This window comes from Desulfuribacillus stibiiarsenatis (assembly GCF_001742305.1).
In the GTDB taxonomy this organism is placed as follows: domain Bacteria; phylum Bacillota; class Bacilli; order Desulfuribacillales; family Desulfuribacillaceae; genus Desulfuribacillus_A; species Desulfuribacillus_A stibiiarsenatis.
Window position 1 is genome coordinate 1 of the sequence record NZ_MJAT01000038.1, and the last position, 19,198, is coordinate 19,198.

Here is a 19,198-nt window from a genome sequence, read left to right on the forward strand (position 1 = left end):
CAGAAGTCACTGACTTGTGAATAGTTTGTCTGTTCTATCAACATAGCAGGTTTCCTGTCCTGCACAGTCTGCATTCTTTCGAATGCGAGAATTGACGTTGTTATGATTGCACTATACAGTTTTCAAGGAACTTTTTGATGGATTGTTTTTGCTTCAACCCACGCTTGTTTGTTTCGTTTGTGTCATCGCCTTGTTTTTAGCGACTTTCATATCATATCACAGCCAGTTTGTTGTGTCAACATGTTTTTTTCAAATTCTTTTTTTGAGTCTGTTCGAAATCTTTTTTTGAATTTGTGTAGGGCGATTCTTTCGAGATTGCCTCACCATGTTGCAAGCCGAAGCTTGTGTCTGTTGTACGATGTGTTGTTTGTGCTCGTTTCGGAGCGACAAATAGTATCTTACCACGAATCGAATAACAATTGCAACAGGTATCTTTTACCATGTTTCAAGGCGTACAAAAATAATACAACATAAGAAACTTTATATAGTGCTTTTCCTTAGTAATCACTTAGTTTACTAAGGACTTAGATTAGTAAGTGCTTACTATATAGTTTAATAATATTACTTAAACCTTATAAATCAAGGCTGGGAAAAAGGATACTCAATTATATATTCATTGAAAGTAGAAAGTACACTATGATAGTCTTCTAAATCGTGAATCACGATACCTTTTTCCAACTGCGCGATTTGCTCTTCTGGAATCCAATCCACTTCTATGGGGAAAAACTCATTCATTGGATGATTCGGAGTTTCATCTTGATGATAAATCACTAACTGGTTTCTCGCATTAATCCCGAATAAGATATTTCCTAACATATCAGGATGAATGTTTGCATGTTCATTTGTCAGACGAATTTCATTTTCTTCAATTTTTTGCACTTGATAATTATCGTTATATTCTCTTTTAAGGCCTAATTGCAAAACTTCTAACGAAGGTGCATACACTTCTCGATATGTGATATCTTCCGAACCACATAAGTAACTGTCGACAAGCGTGACCTTATACAAGGTAGCATAACTAAGAGCTTCTTGTAATAAAACATCTTCTGTCACTGTCGGATCTACAACAAAACGATGTTGTTTTTTCTCCAAATATAATTCTTGCGCGTATAATGCAACTAATAATAATACAACAATAATGCTGCTAATGATAAATGGCCTGTTGTTGGACATAAAAACACCCCTCAGTTTATTTTTTAACCACAGTATGGCCAAAACTGAAGGGTATCTATACTATCCCTGGTACTTCTCCAAGTCTTCTTGAGAAATATCAAAATTGGAGTAGACATTTTGCACATCGTCATTATCTTCTAGTTTGTCAATGAGTATTAACATTTTTTGAGCTTCATCACCTGTTAAAGTGATTGTATTTTGAGGAACCATGGTTACCTCTGAATTTGATACTTTGACTCCAGCGGCTGTTATTGTCGCTTTCACCTCTTCAAATACTTCTGGTTGCGTGATGACCTCATAATACTCTTCTTCTGATCTCATATCATCCGCTCCGCCCTCTAGGGCAAGAAGCAATAGTTCCTCTTCCTGAATCGAATTTTCTTCTTTCATGATGTTGATTACGCCTTTTTTGTCAAACATCCAGTTCACACAACCTAATTCACCTAGGTTTCCACCGTATTTAGAAAAAATATGACGCATATCTGATGCCGCACGGTTTCGACTATCTGTGAGTACTTCTACATATATAGCAACACCGCCAGGACCATATCCTTCATAGTTAATTTCTTCGTAGTTTACTCCCTCTAATTCGCCAGTTGCCTTCTTAATGACTCGCTCAATGTTATCATTCGGCATGTTATGTTCTCTCGCTTTGTTCATAGCTAGTCGAAGACGCGAGTTAGCGTTCGGGTCGCCACCACCTTCACGTGCTGCAACGAAAATCTCTTTCGAAAGTTTGGTAAAGATTTTTCCCCTTGCTGCATCTTGACGTCCCTTTCTATGGGCAATGTTTTTCCATTTGGAGTGTCCAGCCATAGTTCTTACACCATCCATTCATTTTACAAATATATAATCACTAATAATACTCGACTATTTTATCACAGGAGTCATTAAGAGTTCCAGTCTCTAGGGTATAAAAAGTCGTGCCCAACGGATCTATGGGATATCTTCGCGATTATCGGTGCTTTTCTTTTATAATGATTCAACTGAACTTTCTTGGTCACTTTTGCAATAAAGTCTTGATTGAAATAGTCTAAGAGCTCCACATCGCTATATCTGCAATCATATTTATAGTATAGAAAGCAATCAACCTCATCGTAAGTAAATCCCAGTTCTTGTTCATCGGTCTGCCCTTCCCACAAGTCTGCACTTGGTGCTTTTTCAATGATTGATTTCGGTATTTGTAGGTATCGAGCAAGTTGATACATTTGATTTTTATATATATCACCAATAGGGTTTAAGGCCGATGCCATATCTCCATAAATCGTACCATATCCTAACAATAATTCGGTTTTGTTACTGGTCCCTATCACTAATGCATTCCATAAAGAAGAATGATCGTATAGAATCGTCATTCTCTCTCTGGCCATTTTATTCCCTTTGCGCAACATATCATAACCTTCGTCTTTAAAATGATTGAAGTAGGCATCAATCATAGGTGTTATTTCAATAACTTTAGAAGGCAATTGTAAATCTTCTATCACCTTTTTAGCATCCCCAAGACTATCAGGATTGCTTGTCTTGTATGGCATCATGATGACATGTACATTTTCAGGCCCTAGAGCTTGGGCCGCTAAATATGCGACAACAGCGGAATCGATTCCCCCGGATAGACCCATGACTACTTTACGAAAACCCACCTTGTGAACTTCGTTTTGTATAAATTGAACTAAGATTTTCGTAGTTAGCTCCGTGTCAATTAACAATGTTGAAATATCACTTTTCATCCCTTTGCCCCCCTAACGATGGAGTAATTAACTGCTCGTTCGTTTTTGCAGAGATGCGTTGAAGCTCTTTGATAGTTAAATCAAGCTTTTCATTTCGCTTCAATGGATTCGCAATTCTGCTGCGGCGTATTTTACGCAAATCAATGTTTGCCATAAACAGCCCCTCATCCAAGTTAGGAGCTTGTAGTACTAGATTCCCTTCTGAATCATATACAGAAGATCCACCTGCAAAAGAAAGTCCATCCTCATATCCGACTCGATTCACATACACGACATAAACGCCATGAAGTTGAGCATAAGAACGAATTGTCGTTTGCCACCATAGGTTTGATTGAATTTGGCCATCAATCGGGCCGCGGCCTGGACTAGCAGCTACCACGTATATTACATGTGCACCATCTGTGCTTAAAATATAAGCTGTCGATGGATGCCAAGCATCCTCACAGATTAGCATACCTATCCTAGCATCTTCAGTAGAAAATGCTTGAATGCGATTTCCAGCATCAAAGTATCTTGCTTCATCAAATAAGCCGTATGTCGGCAAATATACTTTACGGTGAATATGTAGAATTTTCCCCATTGATGCATAAATCGATGAAATGTAAAAGGAGTGACGTTCGTCTTCTTCCACAAAACTGAAGATGATATCAATATCTGAGCTTTTCTGAACCAGTTGTTGAATTTCTCTACTATTGATAGTAAGTGCAACATCATACGATAGATCTTGAAGATTATAGCCTGTCAGGCTTAATTCTGGAAATGCGATGACATTCGCCTGCTGTTGCTTTGCCTTTTCTATGTAGTCTAAATGCTTGTCCAAATTCTTGCGAACATCACCCAATAGAGGTTTCATTTGCGCAATAGCACATGTAATCAACTTTTTCCCTCTTAACATTTGTATAAACCTCCTAATCTGTTCAAGCTCATCAATCTCATTCATCTACTTCGTTACAACAAATATTATACTATACGAGTATGTACATAATTAGCATTCGCTCAGTATAATTAAAGCACATTATATTGATATAGAAAACTAATTTATTATAGATGTGTTGCTAATGCAAAGCTACTTATCATCATAATTTTTATAAATTCTAATGATGTAAAGAAGGGGACTATTCGTCCCCTATATAATAATTATAATCTATTTAGTTTTCCTCTTCATCCATTGTATAATTCCCTGGATACATCGGATATTCACCAACACCTGGGAATACTGGGTAATTCTCATACCAACCACCACTTGGTTGCCCCTGATACATTCTCCAATTCGGGCCTAATGGATATCTCGGGCCAACTGTAGGATAATCACATCCACATTTAGAGCGCGGTATTCCCGTAGGCAAACATGGGTATGGTCCCTCATCGTACATAGGGCTTTGGATTGGATTCTGCATCGGATACGGCATAGGCTGTGGACATGGTCTTGTTGCCCTTGGTCTCAAACACGGATTTGGTGCTGGTTGTGGACAAGGTTGTATTGGCATTGGTCTAGGACGTTGCGGATGATGATGTTCATGGTGTGGGTGATGCGGATGATGGTGATGATGATCGTGTTTTGGCGGACAAGGTAGTGGTCCTGGAGTACTAGCCGGAATCATAATAATCTGTCCAGGATATATTAAATCCGGGTTACTAATTTGTGGGTTCGCTGCTATCAACACTTCTAATGGTACATTAAAACGCTTTGCAATCTTATACATTGTATCGCCAGGCTTAACAACGTAAGTACGATTATAATCCACTGAGAAATCCTCCTTAAAAGATATAGTCAATTTACTATATGCTTGAAAGATTTCACAGCAACCTGTTAAACGCCTATTTTACAGGCATTTAACTAATAGATATATGTCATTGTAGAATGTGGATCAAAAGACAGTAATAAAAATTGCTCGTCAGATATACCTCGATTCCCACTAGAACAACTTACAAGAGTCATGAACATTACCATCATAATAATTATCAAGAGAAACCGTTGATTCATCCACTCTCTCCTTACTTTTCTCTATAAATTCAACGATAACAATATATAATTGAAAATGCAACAGCCAAAATGGTATAATTTTATCAAACAAAACCTCGATAGGTGCCTATATCAAATATATAGGAGAATAGGGAATAATGTGCAAATCATTAGCGGTCCCGCCACTGTAACTTGGAGATTCCTAGCATAACCACTGCGATTTAAGCGGGAAGGGTTAGGGTATCTATGAAAAGAAGCCAGGAGACCTGCCTATCAGGATACATAATGATTAGACGATGGAAAAGTCTATAGCTTATTTGCTATAGACTTTTTTATTTATGAGGAGGAGAAAAATGAATTTAGAAAATGTATTAGAATCAATAAAACCATTGGATAAACATTCGATGGACTTGTGCAAAACTCATCTCGATAGCCTTACGAAACCGATAGGAAGTTTAGGCGTATTAGAAGACCTTGCCATTCAGATTTCCGGAATCACTATGAACTCTAAGCCTATCATTAAGCAGAAGCAGGCCTTTGTATTTGCAGCTGATCATGGAATTACAGAAGAAGGTGTTAGCGCCTTTCCGCAAGAGGTAACGAAACAAATGGTATTAAACTTCATAAACGGAGGCGCAGCAATCAATGTACTAGCTAGGAAAGCTCAAACACCGGTAACAGTGGTTGATATTGGAGTCAATGGAGACTTAATAATTGAGGGCTTGGTTCAGTGTAAAGTCGCACATGGTACAAAGAATTTTTCAAAGGAACCTGCTATGACAAGAGAGCAAGCAATTCTTGCGATAGAAACTGGAATTCTTCTGACGACCGAAGCAATCAATCGCGGGGTTGATCTCTTTATTATCGGCGAAATGGGGATTGGCAATACTACATCTAGTTCAGCGATTGTAACGGCGCTAACCAATGCGCCATTAGAGGATACCGTAGGCTGTGGAACTGGAATTAGTACGGACTCTTTGCAAATCAAAAGGTCGATTATCAAAACTTCCCTTGAAAAACACAAGCCTAACGCAAACGACGGGTTAGACGTATTATCAAAGATCGGCGGTTTGGAGATTGCAGGCATGGTCGGAGTTATTCTAGCATGTGCAGCGAATCGACGTCCAGTCATCTTAGATGGATTTATCTCTGGAGCAGCTGCATTGATTGCACAGTCTCTTTCTCCACTATCTGTATCCTATATGATTCCTTCCCATTCTTCTGTGGAGCCTGGACATCGAGTTATATATCAGAAGCTCACTCTACACCCGTTCTTGCATATGAATATGCGACTTGGTGAAGGTACAGGTGCCGCCCTTGCGATTCATGTAATTGAGTCCTCTTTGCAAATATTACATGAAATGGCGACCTTCGCTGATGCTGGTGTCAGCAATAAGAATCTTTAGAAAAGCACAACTCGGCATATACAAGTCCATAACACAATACAAAAGGGGCACCACCATGTGCCCCTTCCCAAAATTCATCTCTGTTTTGAAATCTAACTTACTTTTAAATTTCTTTCCATACGATTCATATCCCAAGTAATAAATTTCTGGATGATTTCTATGCAATTAATAAAGAAGGTATGTTTAGACTTAGATTCAAGTACTTTTATATACTCTTCTAGCCAATCAAAATGATCTTTCATGAATTGCAGCTGATATTCTTCATCCGTTACATCTACTAAAATTGCGGCTAGCTCTAACATCAGCCCCAAATGATCTGGTTTCTTTTCGTAACCTGTAGGGATTGTTAGTTTCAGTGCATTATATATGCTTTCAATATGGAGTGCCGGGTCACCATACAGAAATCCTTTTTCTTTAGCCCAAGAAACACCTGCTGTAGGATCCTGAGTCCAAGGCTTATATAGCGATTCAATCGGCGCACAGGATATCTGCTCAGAGGCAACATTGTTAAATACCTTTGTATATTGAGCATGATAGTCGTCAAAGTTTAAAAACTGCTGTTCGCTGAGACTATTTTTTTCAAAAGTATATCCGATGCCTTTCGATAATATCTCCATCTCAACTTCTAAAGCTCCATGCGTCAAATCTTGAAAAAAACGCTTCGTCGGTGGCTTGATTAATTCAGACAACAAGCTATATGCGTTACTGCGCATTTTTTTATCCATGTTGACGCTCACCGATATTACCATACTTATTTTGTACAAATACAAATGCTCTTTCGCCTAGCATATACGCCACCACAATTACGCCGAATGCCCCTATAACAACACTATACTCAACAAATGTAGGATTATATACTAAATAACTTGTAGTTGCTGAGGTTTCTGGCCCTAAAGAGATAATTTGACCCGCTGTTACAAGATTGTGTCTAGCAAACATCAGACCTACTAAAGCCAGACCTGCAGCAAATAGTAGGTTTTTTTGCGTTTTTGCAAAAAATAGTACAATCAAGAACGGTACCAGTAGACCTAAACCAATTTCGAAAACCCAGAACGAAATCGCTAATGGCCCGTTAATCATTGCCATCGTAGCCTCATATCGTTCAGGAACGTTTCCAATATAACCACTTAGTACATTCCATATCGTGAAGAACAAAGTAATTGCAATAAATAACCCGAGCAATTTGCCAAAAATATCAACTAACTCATTAGTATTCTTACGGCTTTTATCTCTTTCCACAAAGTAGAATAGGATAATCAGTGCAGCCGCTCCAGAGACAAGAGCATTGATAATAAACATTCCCGGTAAGAAAGGTGCTGTCCAGAACGGTCTTGCAGCTAATGTACCAAATACCGCCCCTAAGTTACTTGTTGCTGCAACACCCGTTAGGATTGCAAAGATTGCACAAAACCGAGATAGTCTGTGTAAATTTAATGCGTATAGTAATGTTTCCGCAATCAGAAACATTAGATAGATTCCGTATAAATATCCCATCCATATAAATGCTGAACTAAAGTTCGGTGACAATATCGCATAGATCACTAAGCGAATTGGGTAATGTAATTCTACTGCGATAATAATAAAGGCAGTAATCATAGATACAACTGCTAAAATTACAGGTCGTATCCCCATTGATTCAAATGCTTTAATATGAAACACATGACCCAAAGAAGATAATAAACATAATCCTGTACATCCTACGGCAAAGTATACATAAGCTGAGATTAAGACACCCCAGGCAACCTCATTCGATGTTCCCCAAGCTTGATGAGAATATATCAGTGACATCACTGCACCATAACCGAATAGCGCAACGAGTACGCCTATGATTCCCATAAACGGTAGATTCATATTTTTTGTGAAATCACTAGGTAAATTCACTTCGTGGTACAACATTGTTTCTTTCATAGCCATTTAAATCGCCCCCTTTATATTTGACGAATGTAATAAATTCGTGGTTTCGTACCAAGCTCGGCTTTTAGTGGCACTGCGCGCTTTTTAATAATTTCTTTGCTAATCTCACTGTTTGGGTCATCGAGATCTCCAAACATTCTAGCTTTCGTAACACAAGTGTTTACACAAGCTGGTGTTTCCCCAGTAGCAATAAAGTCGGCGCAGAACTTGCACTTTTCTGGCACATGGTACTTCTCACTCCAAATTCGAGCATTATACGGGCAAGCTACAATACAGCCTTTGCATCCGATGCACTTCTTTTCCTCTACTAATACTAAGCCATCTTGTCTTTTATAAGTAGCATACGTCGGACAAATTCTCATACATGGTGGGTCGTCACAATGGTTACATTGTGTTGTGAAATTTTCTATATTGACATTCGGGTACGTTCCTTTTTCAAAAGTATGAACATCAATAAAATGTTCATTATAAGGAAGTTGCCATTGATTTTGACAAGCAATTTGGCACGCGTGGCAGCCCACGCAACTACTATTATCTATTAACATTCCATATCGTGTCACTTTCATAACCTCCCTTTCGCCTATTAAGCTTTTCTCACTCTTACTAAGGTTTCATGTGCATTCATTGTTCCAGAGAACTTCTCCATCATGAATGGTGTAAAGTCATTTGGATTTGCCGCCATGCGTAATTCTTCAGGTAAGCGAGTTGCAAATTGACCAAAGTGTCCTGGCATAAAGATGCAATCTGGATGTAATCTCTCAGTCACTTTCACATTAAGCTTAGCAGTATGTTGCTCGTTTTCAACGATTACAAGGTCCCCATGTTTAATTCCTAGAGTTTTTGCACGCTTACTACTCATCCAAATCCAATCGGCATTTGATATCTTAGAGACATATGCTAGGCTTGGTAAAGTTATCGTAGCAGTATGTGTATGCGTGGCATACTTACCCCAAATTAAACGGAACTCATTAAGGTTCGAAGGGTCTGGTGATACTAATGGTGGCACCCATCTCACTACAGGTGGGTAATTTTCTTTTAAGCATTTCTCAGAGAAAAATTCTACTAACCCACTAGGAGTTTTTACAAACTTTTCCACTTCACCTTCCACAGGTTCTTTCTGTGGTTGCTTATACGTAATGTACCCTTTTTCTAATAAATCCTTATACGCAATACCAAGTGGCTTTAATCTTGCTTCATTTAATTGATCAAGTGTAAAATTAAAGAACTCACTAACTCCTGCTGCTTTAGCAATACCTGCTACGATTTCATCAAGCGGCTTGGTATCAGGGTAGATTTTATCGATGACCTGATCTGTTATGCAAACTCTCATGCCTTTGTTTTCAACAATTTCTCGTCTTTCTAAAAACGTTGGTTCTGGAAGGATATAATCTGCACATTCTGCTGTTTCGGTCATAAATATATCGATTACCACTAAACATTCCATACTCTTAAGACCTTTTACCATGACGTCGCGTCCAGCAAAGTTTCGAGCAATGTTATTTTGGCGTACTATTCCACCCTTAGTAATGCCGTCAATTGCTTTTTTCACAACTAAATGTGTTACACCTTGGCTTGCTACAGTAAATGGGAATGTATCCCCAGCACCAACTTCATCTAAGCGGCGTAGTCCTTTTGGTGCTTTTGGTGATGGTCCATCAACTTTCCCGAATTCGGGATCACTTGAAAAACGTATCCCACCTTTTTTACCGATGTTACCTAGTAAGCCATTGATGCAAGCCATTGCTCTACCTAATTCCGAGCTGTTTTCATAGCTACACCCTACAGAACCTTTCCAAGCTTCCTCAATTAATGAAGCTGGCTTATTCGCACCTAACCCATTAGCAACCTCGATGATAGTATCGGCTGGTACATCAGTAATCTCTGCTGCCCATTCCGGTGTATATTTCTTCATCTCCTCCGCTAACTCAGCAAAGCCGATAGTATATTCTTCAACAAACTTTTTATCATATAGATCATCTTTTATTAAGACGTGCATTACTGCTAATAAGAAAGCCAAATCTGTACCCGGACGAATGTTAACCCATTTTGAACCGAAAGCACAAGAATTACTATAGCGCGGATCTAAGATAACAATCTGCGCCCCATTATCTCTTGCAATACGTAGACTTCTTGCTTGATTCGGTCTCATTCCATCAGCTGGTGAACGACCAACGTAAACGATGTATTTGGCATTATTAATATCTGAACTATGAACCGCACCATACACTAAAGGCATGGCACTATTTCTAGCGGTATTACATGATGGGTTGTGAGTTACACGAGTAGGGATTTGTAGTGCATCGGCTAATCTTGTCAAATAAAATGTTCCAAAAGCTTTAGGATTTTGACCGATAAACAGTGTTTCTGATCCATGCTTTTGAATGATATCTTTAAATTTAGCTCCAATTTCACTAAATGCTTGTTCCCAGGAGATTGGTTCGAATTCATTGTCTCCAACCTTTTTCATTGGTTGCGTGACGCGATATCCGGATGTAGCATAAGGCTGGTCTAGCATTGCTTGCCCACGACCACATAACGTTCCTAAGCCGTTCGAGCAATCAGGATTTCCTTTCGCTCTCCACACACGACCATTTTTCACTGATACAATCATCCCACAGCGATTGGTACATCCATTACACAAGGTATTCTTTGTATATACAACTGCATTTTCAGATGCTTCTAACCATTGCTCATAAGATAAAAGGCCAGTAGTGCCAACTGTGACTGATGCTCCTGTAGCAACCGTTGCTTTTAAAAACGTTCTTCTTGACACACGATTATCAAACATTGTTTTCTCCCCTTTCCTTTTATACAAAAAATCCACTACATGAATTCACAATCTATAATTCCAATCATCCCCCCATCCTTGCAATTGTGATGTTTGCACATTTATAAATCTTTCACTTCATAATGTATTCATAATTCTAAGGCGATTATATATAACTTTACTTTCGTTGCATAATAGCAGTAATTTTTATGGCCATAACGTTCCTTTATATCATGAGATATTTAAATATCAAACTAGTTATTTCTGATTACTTTTCGATGCAATTATAGTCCGGAGGATAGTTGTATTAAATACTTTTACGTCATATAATAAAACATAATACCTTCACATTTTCGCGATAAAGTTAAAATCTTATCATCGAAAATATGATTCCAGGGGTGAAACATGCGATTCGATCAATTAAAAATCTTTAAAGAAGCTGCAGATTTACAGAGCTTCTCAAAAGCGGGAAAAAAACTACATCTCACGCAGCCAGGTGTTAGCAGTCAAATTAATTCCCTAGAAAAAACTATCGGTATTCCACTCTTCGACCGACACACTCATGGAGTTTCATTAACAGAAATTGGACAAATCGTTTATAATTTCTCAGTGGATGTTTTTGATCTTCATAAAAAAATGGAGCAACAAATTGATGCTATTATCTCGTCTTCCGATGTGAAAAAAATTACGATTGGCTCGACCCATATCCTAGGCACTTATTACCTACCTTTAGATATTCTTGATTTTGAGAAAAAGTATCCGCATATTACAGTAGAGTTGAAGGTTATGGATGATCATGAAGTACTAACTGCTTTAAAAGAAAAAAAGATTGATATCGCATTTATCGAGGGGCCTGTGCAAGACGATACGGTCGATCTTCATTTGTTAGCGTTTGACGAATTAGTTCTAGTCGCTAGTAAAAATGATCCGGTATTAGATGCAACTGCATTATCGAATTTGGATTTTAAGAAAGGTCAGTTATTAATGTTAGAAAAGAGTTTTGGTATATCCAAAACTTTGCTTGAAGGTTTGGAACAACATACAATAGATTTGCATACATGTAGTAATGTGAAATCGAATTTATCAAATATTCATTCTTTAAAAATCGCTATTAATGCGATTGGCGCGTTTTCATTCTTACCTAGGATTACCGTACAGAATGAAATACGTTTTGGTATATTGGAAGAATTTCCGATGCCACAAATGCAGTTATTCATACCCTATTGGGCTGCCACTTTAAAAGAGTCCCATATTCCTATCATCGGCACCCGTTTCATTCAGTTTTTCTCTTTGAATCAAAATCATGACTTGATAAAAGATATTCAAACAAAGATTCCTTGCTGGGAGCTTACAAATTGTAGCATAAAATATGGTGGTAGCGAGTGTGAAGTGTATAAGAACCAATGTTTCCCATGTTGGACTGTAAAAGGTACACCTTGCAAAGGCCCCTCCGGCTTAGATACTGGTCGCTGTCATAATTGTGAAGTATATTTAAAGCACGGCGAAAACCGACCAATCTTAATTACACAGTTCCGATAACGTTAATTACTCTCTTGTCCTATCCATAACTTGCAATACACCATTAATCAAATTTTTATATTTCTCAATAAAAAAGGAATAATTGCAAGATAAGTTCGCAATCATTCCTTTTTTACATATATTTTCCGAATTTTAACCAAACATTGACCTGCTATAAAGTTTTGCTTTAAATAACTAACAACAAAAAATTATATCCTCCGAACTGACTAGTAATATTAGTAAATCGTTAAAAATGCTACCTCTGGAGAATTGAACAATCGAATCGGTATTATACTATTTCCCATACCTTTCGTGACATACATAACGGTTTGGCGATTATTCTCTACAAATGTTTCCTCAAAGACTCCATAGTCATATTTCGGAAACCATCCTTCTCCTGGGGAGATAAGTCCACCAATAAACGGAAGTCGAATCTGTCCTCCATGCGAATGCCCACTTAGAATAACATCAGTCTTGCCAGTGAAGTGGGGCATAAACGTTGGTCTGTGAGACAATAAAATCGTTGTATCTGTTTGCTCACCTGCTTCGGATAATAGTTCATCAACTATAGGTTGAGACTCTTGAAATGAAACAATATTTGGATCACTTAGACCCACAAAAGAAACGGATTGTCCATTCTCCAAATTCAATGTATATTTTTGGTTATCTAAAGTTGTAACCCCGTATTCTTCTATAAGATTTTGAAATTCGGGATATAAAGGGTTGGCTCCTTCATGATTTCCTGTTATAAAAAAGGTCGGCTTGCCCCGCTCTTGGAAATATTGCAATAAAAATTCTACAGGCATAAAATCATCAGTTTTTTTATCAATCATATCACCTGTCATTACAACGACATCATAATCTAAACGATCCATCATAAGTGTTAATTTTCTTTGCTTAGTACTAAATAGTTTTCCATGTAAATCTGATATGTGTAGAACTTTAACGGGAATTTCTAGGTTCGATTGCGTACTCCGAATCTCTACTTCATTTAAAGACACGTAGTTATTATTAATCGATAGAAAAACTAAAAACATCATTAAAAGTATCATTCTTAGTAACAGGACAGTCTTCCGCATGCTCAAACCCCTTCAATTTCAATATATATGTATTATAAACGAATCTTCAGTATAAAATATACACTTTACCAAAAATGAAACAAACTTCTCACATTTAGCGAGAAGTTTGTCTTTATATATTATTTGCTTAATTTTCTTATTACATGCGGTCTAATTCTTCTATAATGGCTGCGCCCATTTCTGTAGTAGAAAGAGTTGGCTGACCTTTGACAGCTAAATCACCAGTGCGTAAGCCCTTTTCAAGAACTGCCGCAACTGCCGTTTCAATTGCATCTGCTTCTTTTACTTGATTGAAAGAGAAACGCAGCATCATAGCAGCTGATAATATTGTCGCAATTGGATTGGCAATATTCATACCAGCAATGTCAGGGGCAGAACCATGAATTGGCTCATACATAGCATTATTCCCTGCTCCAATGCTCGCAGATGCTAACATTCCAATAGAGCCAGTTAACATAGCAGCCTCATCACTTAGAATATCACCAAACATATTCTCCGTTACGATTACGTCGAATTGCTTAGGATTTCTAACTAATTGCATTGCGCAGTTATCAACGTACTGCTGATCGACTTCAACTTCAGGGAAATCTTTGCGTACTTCCGCAACCACTTCTCTCCATAGTCTTGAAGTTTCAATGATGTTCGCCTTATCAACAGACGTAACCTTCTTCCTACGTTTCATAGCAAGCTCAAACGCAAGACGCACGATTCTCTCGATTTCAGGACGCGTATACTCTAACACGTCAATTGCTTTCTCTGTTCCATCTTCTGTTGTCGTACGCTTATGCTCACCGAAGTAAATACCACCAGTAAGTTCACGAACAACTAATAAATCCACACCAGAAACAACTTCCTCTTTTAATGTAGAAGCGCCTACTAAACTTGGATATACAATCGCAGGTCGAAGGTTCGCGTATAGACCTAACTCCTTACGAAGTCCAAGTAATGCTGCTTCAGGACGCTTATTACCAGGCAAGTTATCCCATTTAAATCCACCAACGGCACCTAATAGAACTGCATCGCTTGCCAGGCAAGCGTTCAGTGTATCAGCAGGAAGTGGCTCACCAGTTTGATCAATTGCACATCCACCGACTGGATACTCATCAAATTGATACGATGTACCAAATTTTTGTTCTACTTTTTTTAATACTTTCACTGCTTCTGCAATAATATCTGGACCGATTCCATCACCAGGAAGAACAGCAATTTTCTTCGTCACTATTGAGCCACCTTCTTTTTCACATAATTCACAAGACCACCAGCGTTGATGATTTCTTGGATAAATGGTGGGAATGGAGCTACTTCATAGGTTTTATTTTGTGTTTGATTAAAGATGATTCCCTTATCTAGGTCTACTTCAACAACATCACCTTCTTGAATTTCCTTTGCCGCTTCTGGAGATTCAAGGATTGGTAATCCAATATTGATAGAATTGCGATAGAAGATGCGTGCAAAAGAGTCCGCAATAACAACTGTAACGCCAACTTCTTTAATAGCAATTGGAGCATGCTCACGAGAACTACCACAACCGAAGTTCTTACCGGCAATCATAATATCTCCAGGAGATACTTTTCCCGCAAATGTTGCGTCCGCATCCTCCATACAATGCTTAGCAAGCTCTTTAGGGTCAGAGGTGTTTAAATAACGAGCTGGGATAATTAAATCCGTATCCACATCATTTCCGAATTTCCATGTTTTTCCTGAAAGCTTCATTATTTCATTACCTCCTCAAATGGCTTAATTTCCTTAGGATCGGTAATCGTTCCTCGGATTGCAGTCGCCGCAGCAACAGCAGGACTTGCTAGGTATACTTCTGACTCTGGGTGACCCATACGACCTACAAAGTTACGATTTGTTGTAGATAGTGCACGCTCACCTTTCGCTAATATACCCATATGTCCACCTAAGCATGGTCCGCATGTAGGAGTACTTACAATTGCTCCAGCATTTATGAAGATTTCTACTAATCCTTCTTTCATAGCATCAAGATAGATTTGTTGTGTACCAGGAATTACAATTGTACGCACTCTGCGGTTTACTTTGTTACCTTCTAGTAAGCGAGCTGCTACGCGCAAATCTTCTAAACGACCATTTGTGCATGACCCAATGACCACTTGATCAATCACGATGTCTTTTCCAGCACTTACTGGATGCGTGTTCTCTGGTAAGTGTGGGAATGCCACTGTTGGCTCGATAGTTGTTACATCAAATTCGATAACACGAGAATATACCGCGTCTGCATCTGCTTTATATACTGTATATTCGCGCTTTGCACGATCTTTCACATAGGCTAATGTTGTCTCATCTGGCTCAAATAATCCACATTTTGCACCAGCTTCAATTGCCATATTCGCCATTGTAAAACGTTGGTCCATCGTTAACTGTGAAATAACTGGTCCAGTAAATTCCATCGAGCAGTATCTTGCACCATCTACACCGATATGACCAATAGTGTGAAGGATTAAGTCTTTTCCAGTTACGTATGGTTGTAGCGTACCTGTGAAGACAAATTTAATTGTTTCAGGTACCTTTAACCAAGCTTCTCCTGTCGCCATTCCACAAGCTAGGTCTGTACTACCAACACCTGTTGCAAATGCGCCAAGAGCTCCATAAGTACATGTGTGTGAATCAGCACCGATTACCACATCGCCAGGTAATACTAACCCTTTTTCAGGTAACAGGCAGTGTTCTACACCCATTTCGCCAATTTCAAAATAGTTGACGATTTCATGCTTGTAAGCAAATTCTCTCATGATCTTTGTTTGTTCTGCTGACATAATATCTTTGTTAGGAGCAAAGTGGTCAGGTACTAAAAACACCTTGTTTTTGTCAAATACTGTAGCTACCCCTAATTTATTAAACTCACGAATCGCCACTGGCGCTGTGATATCATTTGCTAATGTTCCATCTAACTTTACGTTGATTAGTTCTCCAGCCTTAACCTGCTCACGATCACAGTGTGCAGCTAGAATCTTCTCTACTAGAGTCATTCCCATTATCCATTTCCCCTTTCTTTACTATCATGCGATTTAATGCATTGATATATGCTTTTACACTTGCTTCTAGGATGTCTGTACTCATACCACGACCATTTACACTGATTTCCCCTTGTTGTACCCGGACAAATACTTCTCCCAATGCATCTGTTCCACCAGAAACAGAGCGTATGCGATAATCGGTTAATGCAAGCGGTTCTCCTGACAATCGATCAATGGTATTGTAAATCGCATTGATAGGTCCATCTCCACAAGCAGCTTCTTCTTGTGTAACTCCTGCTTCTGTTCTTAAACGAACTGTTGCCGTTGGTATTGTGGAATTGCCACTTGAAATCTGGAAGTAATCAAGATGATATTTCTCTTGCGGCGAAGTGATAGCCTCTTCTTCGACAATCGCAGATATATCAGCATCTGTTACCTCTTTCTTCTTATCTGCTAATTCCTTAAATTGCTCAAATGCCTTATTGATTAAATCTTCACTAAGTACAAAGCCTAAATCCTGTAACTTATCACGGAATGCATGGCGTCCAGAATGTTTACCAAGAACTAAACTACTTTTCTTTAGTCCTATCGTTTCTGGAGTCATGATTTCATAAGTAGATTTATCCTTTAACATTCCATCCTGGTGAATGCCAGATTCATGTGCAAATGCATTTGCACCTACTACTGCTTTATTTCTAGGCACCATCATACCTGTTAATCTGCTAACTAACTGTGATGTACGAGAGATTTGTGATAAATCAAGGGTTGTTTTTGCTTGGTATAACTCTTTACGTGTATGAAGAGCCATTGCAATTTCCTCAATAGCGGCATTCCCTGCACGTTCCCCAATACCGTTTATCGTTCCCTCCACTTGATCAAGACCATTTCGAATTCCTGCCAAGGAGTTAGCTACTGCTAATCCTAAATCGTTATGACAATGACCGCTGAAACGCGCCTTATGGCTATTAGGAATCTCTGTTTTTAAACGACGAATCAATTCTCCGTACTCCTCAGGCATTAAATATCCTACCGTATCTGGAACGTTGATTACAGTAGCACCTTCATTGATAACTGCTTCAATGATGCGCTTTAAGTATTCTATATCACTTCTACCTGCATCCTCAGCAGACCACTGTACATCCGATACATACTTCTTCGTGTAACGGACCATTTCCTTAGCAATTTCAAGAACTTGCTCTGGCGATTTCTGAAGTTTATGCTGCATATGAATGCTTGAAGTCGCGATAAAGACGTGAATTCGAGGGTTAACCGCGTATTTCACGGCTTCCCAGGCGCGATCAATATCCTTCGTTACAGAGCGTGATAATGCTGCTACTGTCGTGTTCTTCACTGCATTTGCAATCGCTTTTACAGCCTCAAAATCACCGACAGAGGCAGCTGGAAAGCCTGCCTCCATTACATGAACCCCAAGTCTTTCTAACTGACTAGCAATCTCTAGTTTTTCATTCGTGTTCAGATTGACCCCAGGGGATTGCTCGCCATCTCTTAGAGTCGTATCAAAAATTTGAATTTCACGCATGCTTTCCACCTCTATCCTTTAAAAATGCTTTTAATTTTTATAGAAACTCTATATTCGGTTGTATTATTTCTTATTTAACCATGACATCATGCCACGTAATTCAGCGCCAACTTTTTCAATTTGGTGCTCTTCCTCTTGTCTAGCAATTGCGTTAAATACAGGGCGGTTTGCTTGGTTCTCTAAGATCCAGTTACGTGCAAATTCTCCGTCTTGAATCTCTTTCAATACTTTCTTCATCTCTTTACGAGTTTCATCCGTGATGATTCTTCTACCAATCATGAAATCTCCGTATTGTGCTGTGTCACTGATTGAGTAACGCATACGGCTTAATCCGCCTTCATACATTAAATCAACGATTAACTTTAACTCATGTAAGCACTCGAAATATGCGATTTCTGGTTGGTATCCAGCTTCTACTAATGTTTCAAAGCCAGCTTTTACAAGCTCCGATGCTCCACCACATAATACTGCTTGCTCACCGAATAAATCTGTTTCTGTCTCTTCTCTAAATGATGTTTCAAGTACACCTGAACGAGCTGCACCGATACCATTTGCATAAGCAAGAGCAATCTCACGTGCATTACCTGTTGCATCTTGTTGAATAGCAAATAGTCCTGGTACTCCGCCACCTTCTACGTATACACGACGAACTAGGTGACCAGGGCCCTTTGGAGCTACTAACATTACATCCACGTTTTTAGGAGCAACGATTTGTCCAAAGTGAATGTTAAAGCCGTGAGAGAATGATAATGTCTTACCTTCTGTTAAATAAGGAGCAATTTCCTCAGCATATACTTTTCCTTGTCTTTCGTCTGGAAGAAGAATTTGAATGAAGTCAGCCTTTTGTGTTGCTTCTCCTACAGAATACACTTCAAAACCATCTGCTTCTGCTACTTCCCAAGATTTACCCTGACGAAGACCAATAATTACTTTTAACCCACTATCACGAAGGTTTTGTGCCTGGCTGTGACCTTGGCTACCATAACCGATTACAGCAATTGTTTTTCCCTTTAAGATATCTAATTTTGCCTCGTTTTCATAATACATTTTTACCATTTTAATAATTCCTCCTAAGTATTAGATCAAATTTTAGATTTTATATTAGATAAGTTAGCTTTCCTTCATTGAATTCA

At 38.7% G+C, this 19,198-nt stretch carries 17 protein-coding genes and 1 riboswitch; of the genes, 2 read left to right on the forward strand and 15 right to left on the reverse strand.

Annotated features, from left to right (window positions below; genetic code table 11):
- Positions 1 to 579: 579 nt before the first annotated feature.
- The 5 genes from BHU72_RS13225 to BHU72_RS13245 all read right to left on the reverse strand — a co-directional run bounded on the left by BHU72_RS13225 (position 580) and on the right by BHU72_RS13245 (position 4,645).
- Positions 580 to 1,173, reverse strand: coding sequence for a BofC C-terminal domain-containing protein (locus tag BHU72_RS13225; RefSeq protein WP_069703106.1), 594 nt, complete (start codon positions 1,171 to 1,173; stop codon positions 580 to 582).
- 60 nt (positions 1,174 to 1,233) lie between these two features.
- Complete coding sequence (locus BHU72_RS13230) at positions 1,234 to 1,989, reverse strand: YebC/PmpR family DNA-binding transcriptional regulator (RefSeq protein ID WP_069703107.1); 756 nt, start codon at positions 1,987 to 1,989, stop codon at positions 1,234 to 1,236.
- A 74-nt stretch (positions 1,990 to 2,063) separates the two neighbouring features.
- Entirely contained in the window at positions 2,064 to 2,900 is an 837-nt protein-coding gene (locus BHU72_RS13235) for an NAD+ synthase (RefSeq protein ID WP_069703108.1), read from the reverse strand.
- A complete protein-coding gene (locus BHU72_RS13240) occupies positions 2,890 to 3,795 on the reverse strand; it encodes a nitrilase-related carbon-nitrogen hydrolase (protein ID WP_069703109.1) in 906 nt (301 codons plus the stop codon). The genes BHU72_RS13235 and BHU72_RS13240 overlap by 11 nt, the downstream gene beginning before the upstream one ends.
- A 253-nt stretch (positions 3,796 to 4,048) precedes the next feature.
- Complete coding sequence (locus BHU72_RS13245) at positions 4,049 to 4,645, reverse strand: LysM peptidoglycan-binding domain-containing protein (protein WP_069703110.1); 597 nt, start codon at positions 4,643 to 4,645, stop codon at positions 4,049 to 4,051.
- A 322-nt stretch (positions 4,646 to 4,967) separates the two neighbouring features.
- Positions 4,968 to 5,151, forward strand: a riboswitch (cobalamin riboswitch).
- Between the two features lie 65 nt (positions 5,152 to 5,216).
- On the opposite strand from BHU72_RS13245, the gene cobT reads away from it, so the two are divergent.
- Positions 5,217 to 6,269, forward strand: a complete 1,053-nt coding sequence (gene cobT, locus BHU72_RS13250; protein WP_069703111.1) for a nicotinate-nucleotide--dimethylbenzimidazole phosphoribosyltransferase — start codon at positions 5,217 to 5,219, stop codon at positions 6,267 to 6,269.
- Positions 6,270 to 6,361: 92 nt separating this feature from the next.
- On the opposite strand, the gene BHU72_RS13255 is transcribed toward cobT, so the two are convergent.
- The 4 genes from BHU72_RS13255 to BHU72_RS13270 are packed head-to-tail and all read right to left on the reverse strand — an operon-like array spanning position 6,362 to position 10,971.
- A complete protein-coding gene (locus BHU72_RS13255; protein ID WP_069703112.1) occupies positions 6,362 to 6,994 on the reverse strand; it encodes a TorD/DmsD family molecular chaperone in 633 nt (210 codons plus the stop codon).
- Positions 6,987 to 8,183 (reverse strand): NrfD/PsrC family molybdoenzyme membrane anchor subunit, encoded by a 1,197-nt coding sequence (nrfD, locus tag BHU72_RS13260; RefSeq protein ID WP_069703113.1) that lies wholly within the window; start codon positions 8,181 to 8,183, stop codon positions 6,987 to 6,989. The genes BHU72_RS13255 and nrfD overlap by 8 nt, the downstream gene beginning before the upstream one ends.
- 14 nt (positions 8,184 to 8,197) lie before the next feature.
- Complete coding sequence (locus BHU72_RS13265) at positions 8,198 to 8,743, reverse strand: 4Fe-4S dicluster domain-containing protein (RefSeq protein ID WP_141709326.1); 546 nt, start codon at positions 8,741 to 8,743, stop codon at positions 8,198 to 8,200.
- A 23-nt stretch (positions 8,744 to 8,766) separates the two neighbouring features.
- The gene (locus BHU72_RS13270; RefSeq protein WP_069703115.1) at positions 8,767 to 10,971 is read right to left on the reverse strand and encodes a molybdopterin-dependent oxidoreductase; all 2,205 of its coding nucleotides are present in this window, start codon (positions 10,969 to 10,971) and stop codon (positions 8,767 to 8,769) included.
- Positions 10,972 to 11,355: 384 nt separating this feature from the next.
- Between BHU72_RS13270 and BHU72_RS13275 the strand changes: the two genes are divergently transcribed.
- On the forward strand, positions 11,356 to 12,489 hold the full coding sequence (locus BHU72_RS13275; protein ID WP_069703116.1) for a LysR substrate-binding domain-containing protein: 1,134 nt from the start codon (positions 11,356 to 11,358) through the stop codon (positions 12,487 to 12,489).
- A 215-nt stretch (positions 12,490 to 12,704) separates the two neighbouring features.
- Here the strand turns inward: BHU72_RS13275 and BHU72_RS13280 are convergent, their stop codons facing one another.
- The 6 genes from BHU72_RS13280 to ilvC form a co-directional block, all read right to left on the reverse strand.
- Positions 12,705 to 13,547, reverse strand: a complete 843-nt coding sequence (locus tag BHU72_RS13280) for a metallophosphoesterase (RefSeq protein WP_069703117.1) — start codon at positions 13,545 to 13,547, stop codon at positions 12,705 to 12,707.
- Between the two features lie 139 nt (positions 13,548 to 13,686).
- Positions 13,687 to 14,766: a 3-isopropylmalate dehydrogenase gene (gene leuB, locus BHU72_RS13285; RefSeq protein WP_069703118.1), complete on the reverse strand. Its 1,080-nt coding sequence runs from the start codon at positions 14,764 to 14,766 to the stop codon at positions 13,687 to 13,689.
- Positions 14,766 to 15,260: a 3-isopropylmalate dehydratase small subunit gene (leuD, locus tag BHU72_RS13290; protein ID WP_069703119.1), complete on the reverse strand. Its 495-nt coding sequence runs from the start codon at positions 15,258 to 15,260 to the stop codon at positions 14,766 to 14,768. Before leuD ends, leuB begins: the two co-directional genes overlap by 1 nt.
- Positions 15,260 to 16,543: a 3-isopropylmalate dehydratase large subunit gene (gene leuC / locus BHU72_RS13295; protein WP_069703120.1), complete on the reverse strand. Its 1,284-nt coding sequence runs from the start codon at positions 16,541 to 16,543 to the stop codon at positions 15,260 to 15,262. Before leuC ends, leuD begins: the two co-directional genes overlap by 1 nt.
- A complete protein-coding gene (locus BHU72_RS13300) occupies positions 16,500 to 18,065 on the reverse strand; it encodes a 2-isopropylmalate synthase (protein ID WP_069703121.1) in 1,566 nt (521 codons plus the stop codon). Before BHU72_RS13300 ends, leuC begins: the two co-directional genes overlap by 44 nt.
- Positions 18,066 to 18,128: 63 nt before the next feature.
- On the reverse strand, positions 18,129 to 19,121 hold the full coding sequence (ilvC, locus tag BHU72_RS13305; RefSeq protein ID WP_069703122.1) for a ketol-acid reductoisomerase: 993 nt from the start codon (positions 19,119 to 19,121) through the stop codon (positions 18,129 to 18,131).
- Positions 19,122 to 19,198: the final 77 nt, after the last annotated feature.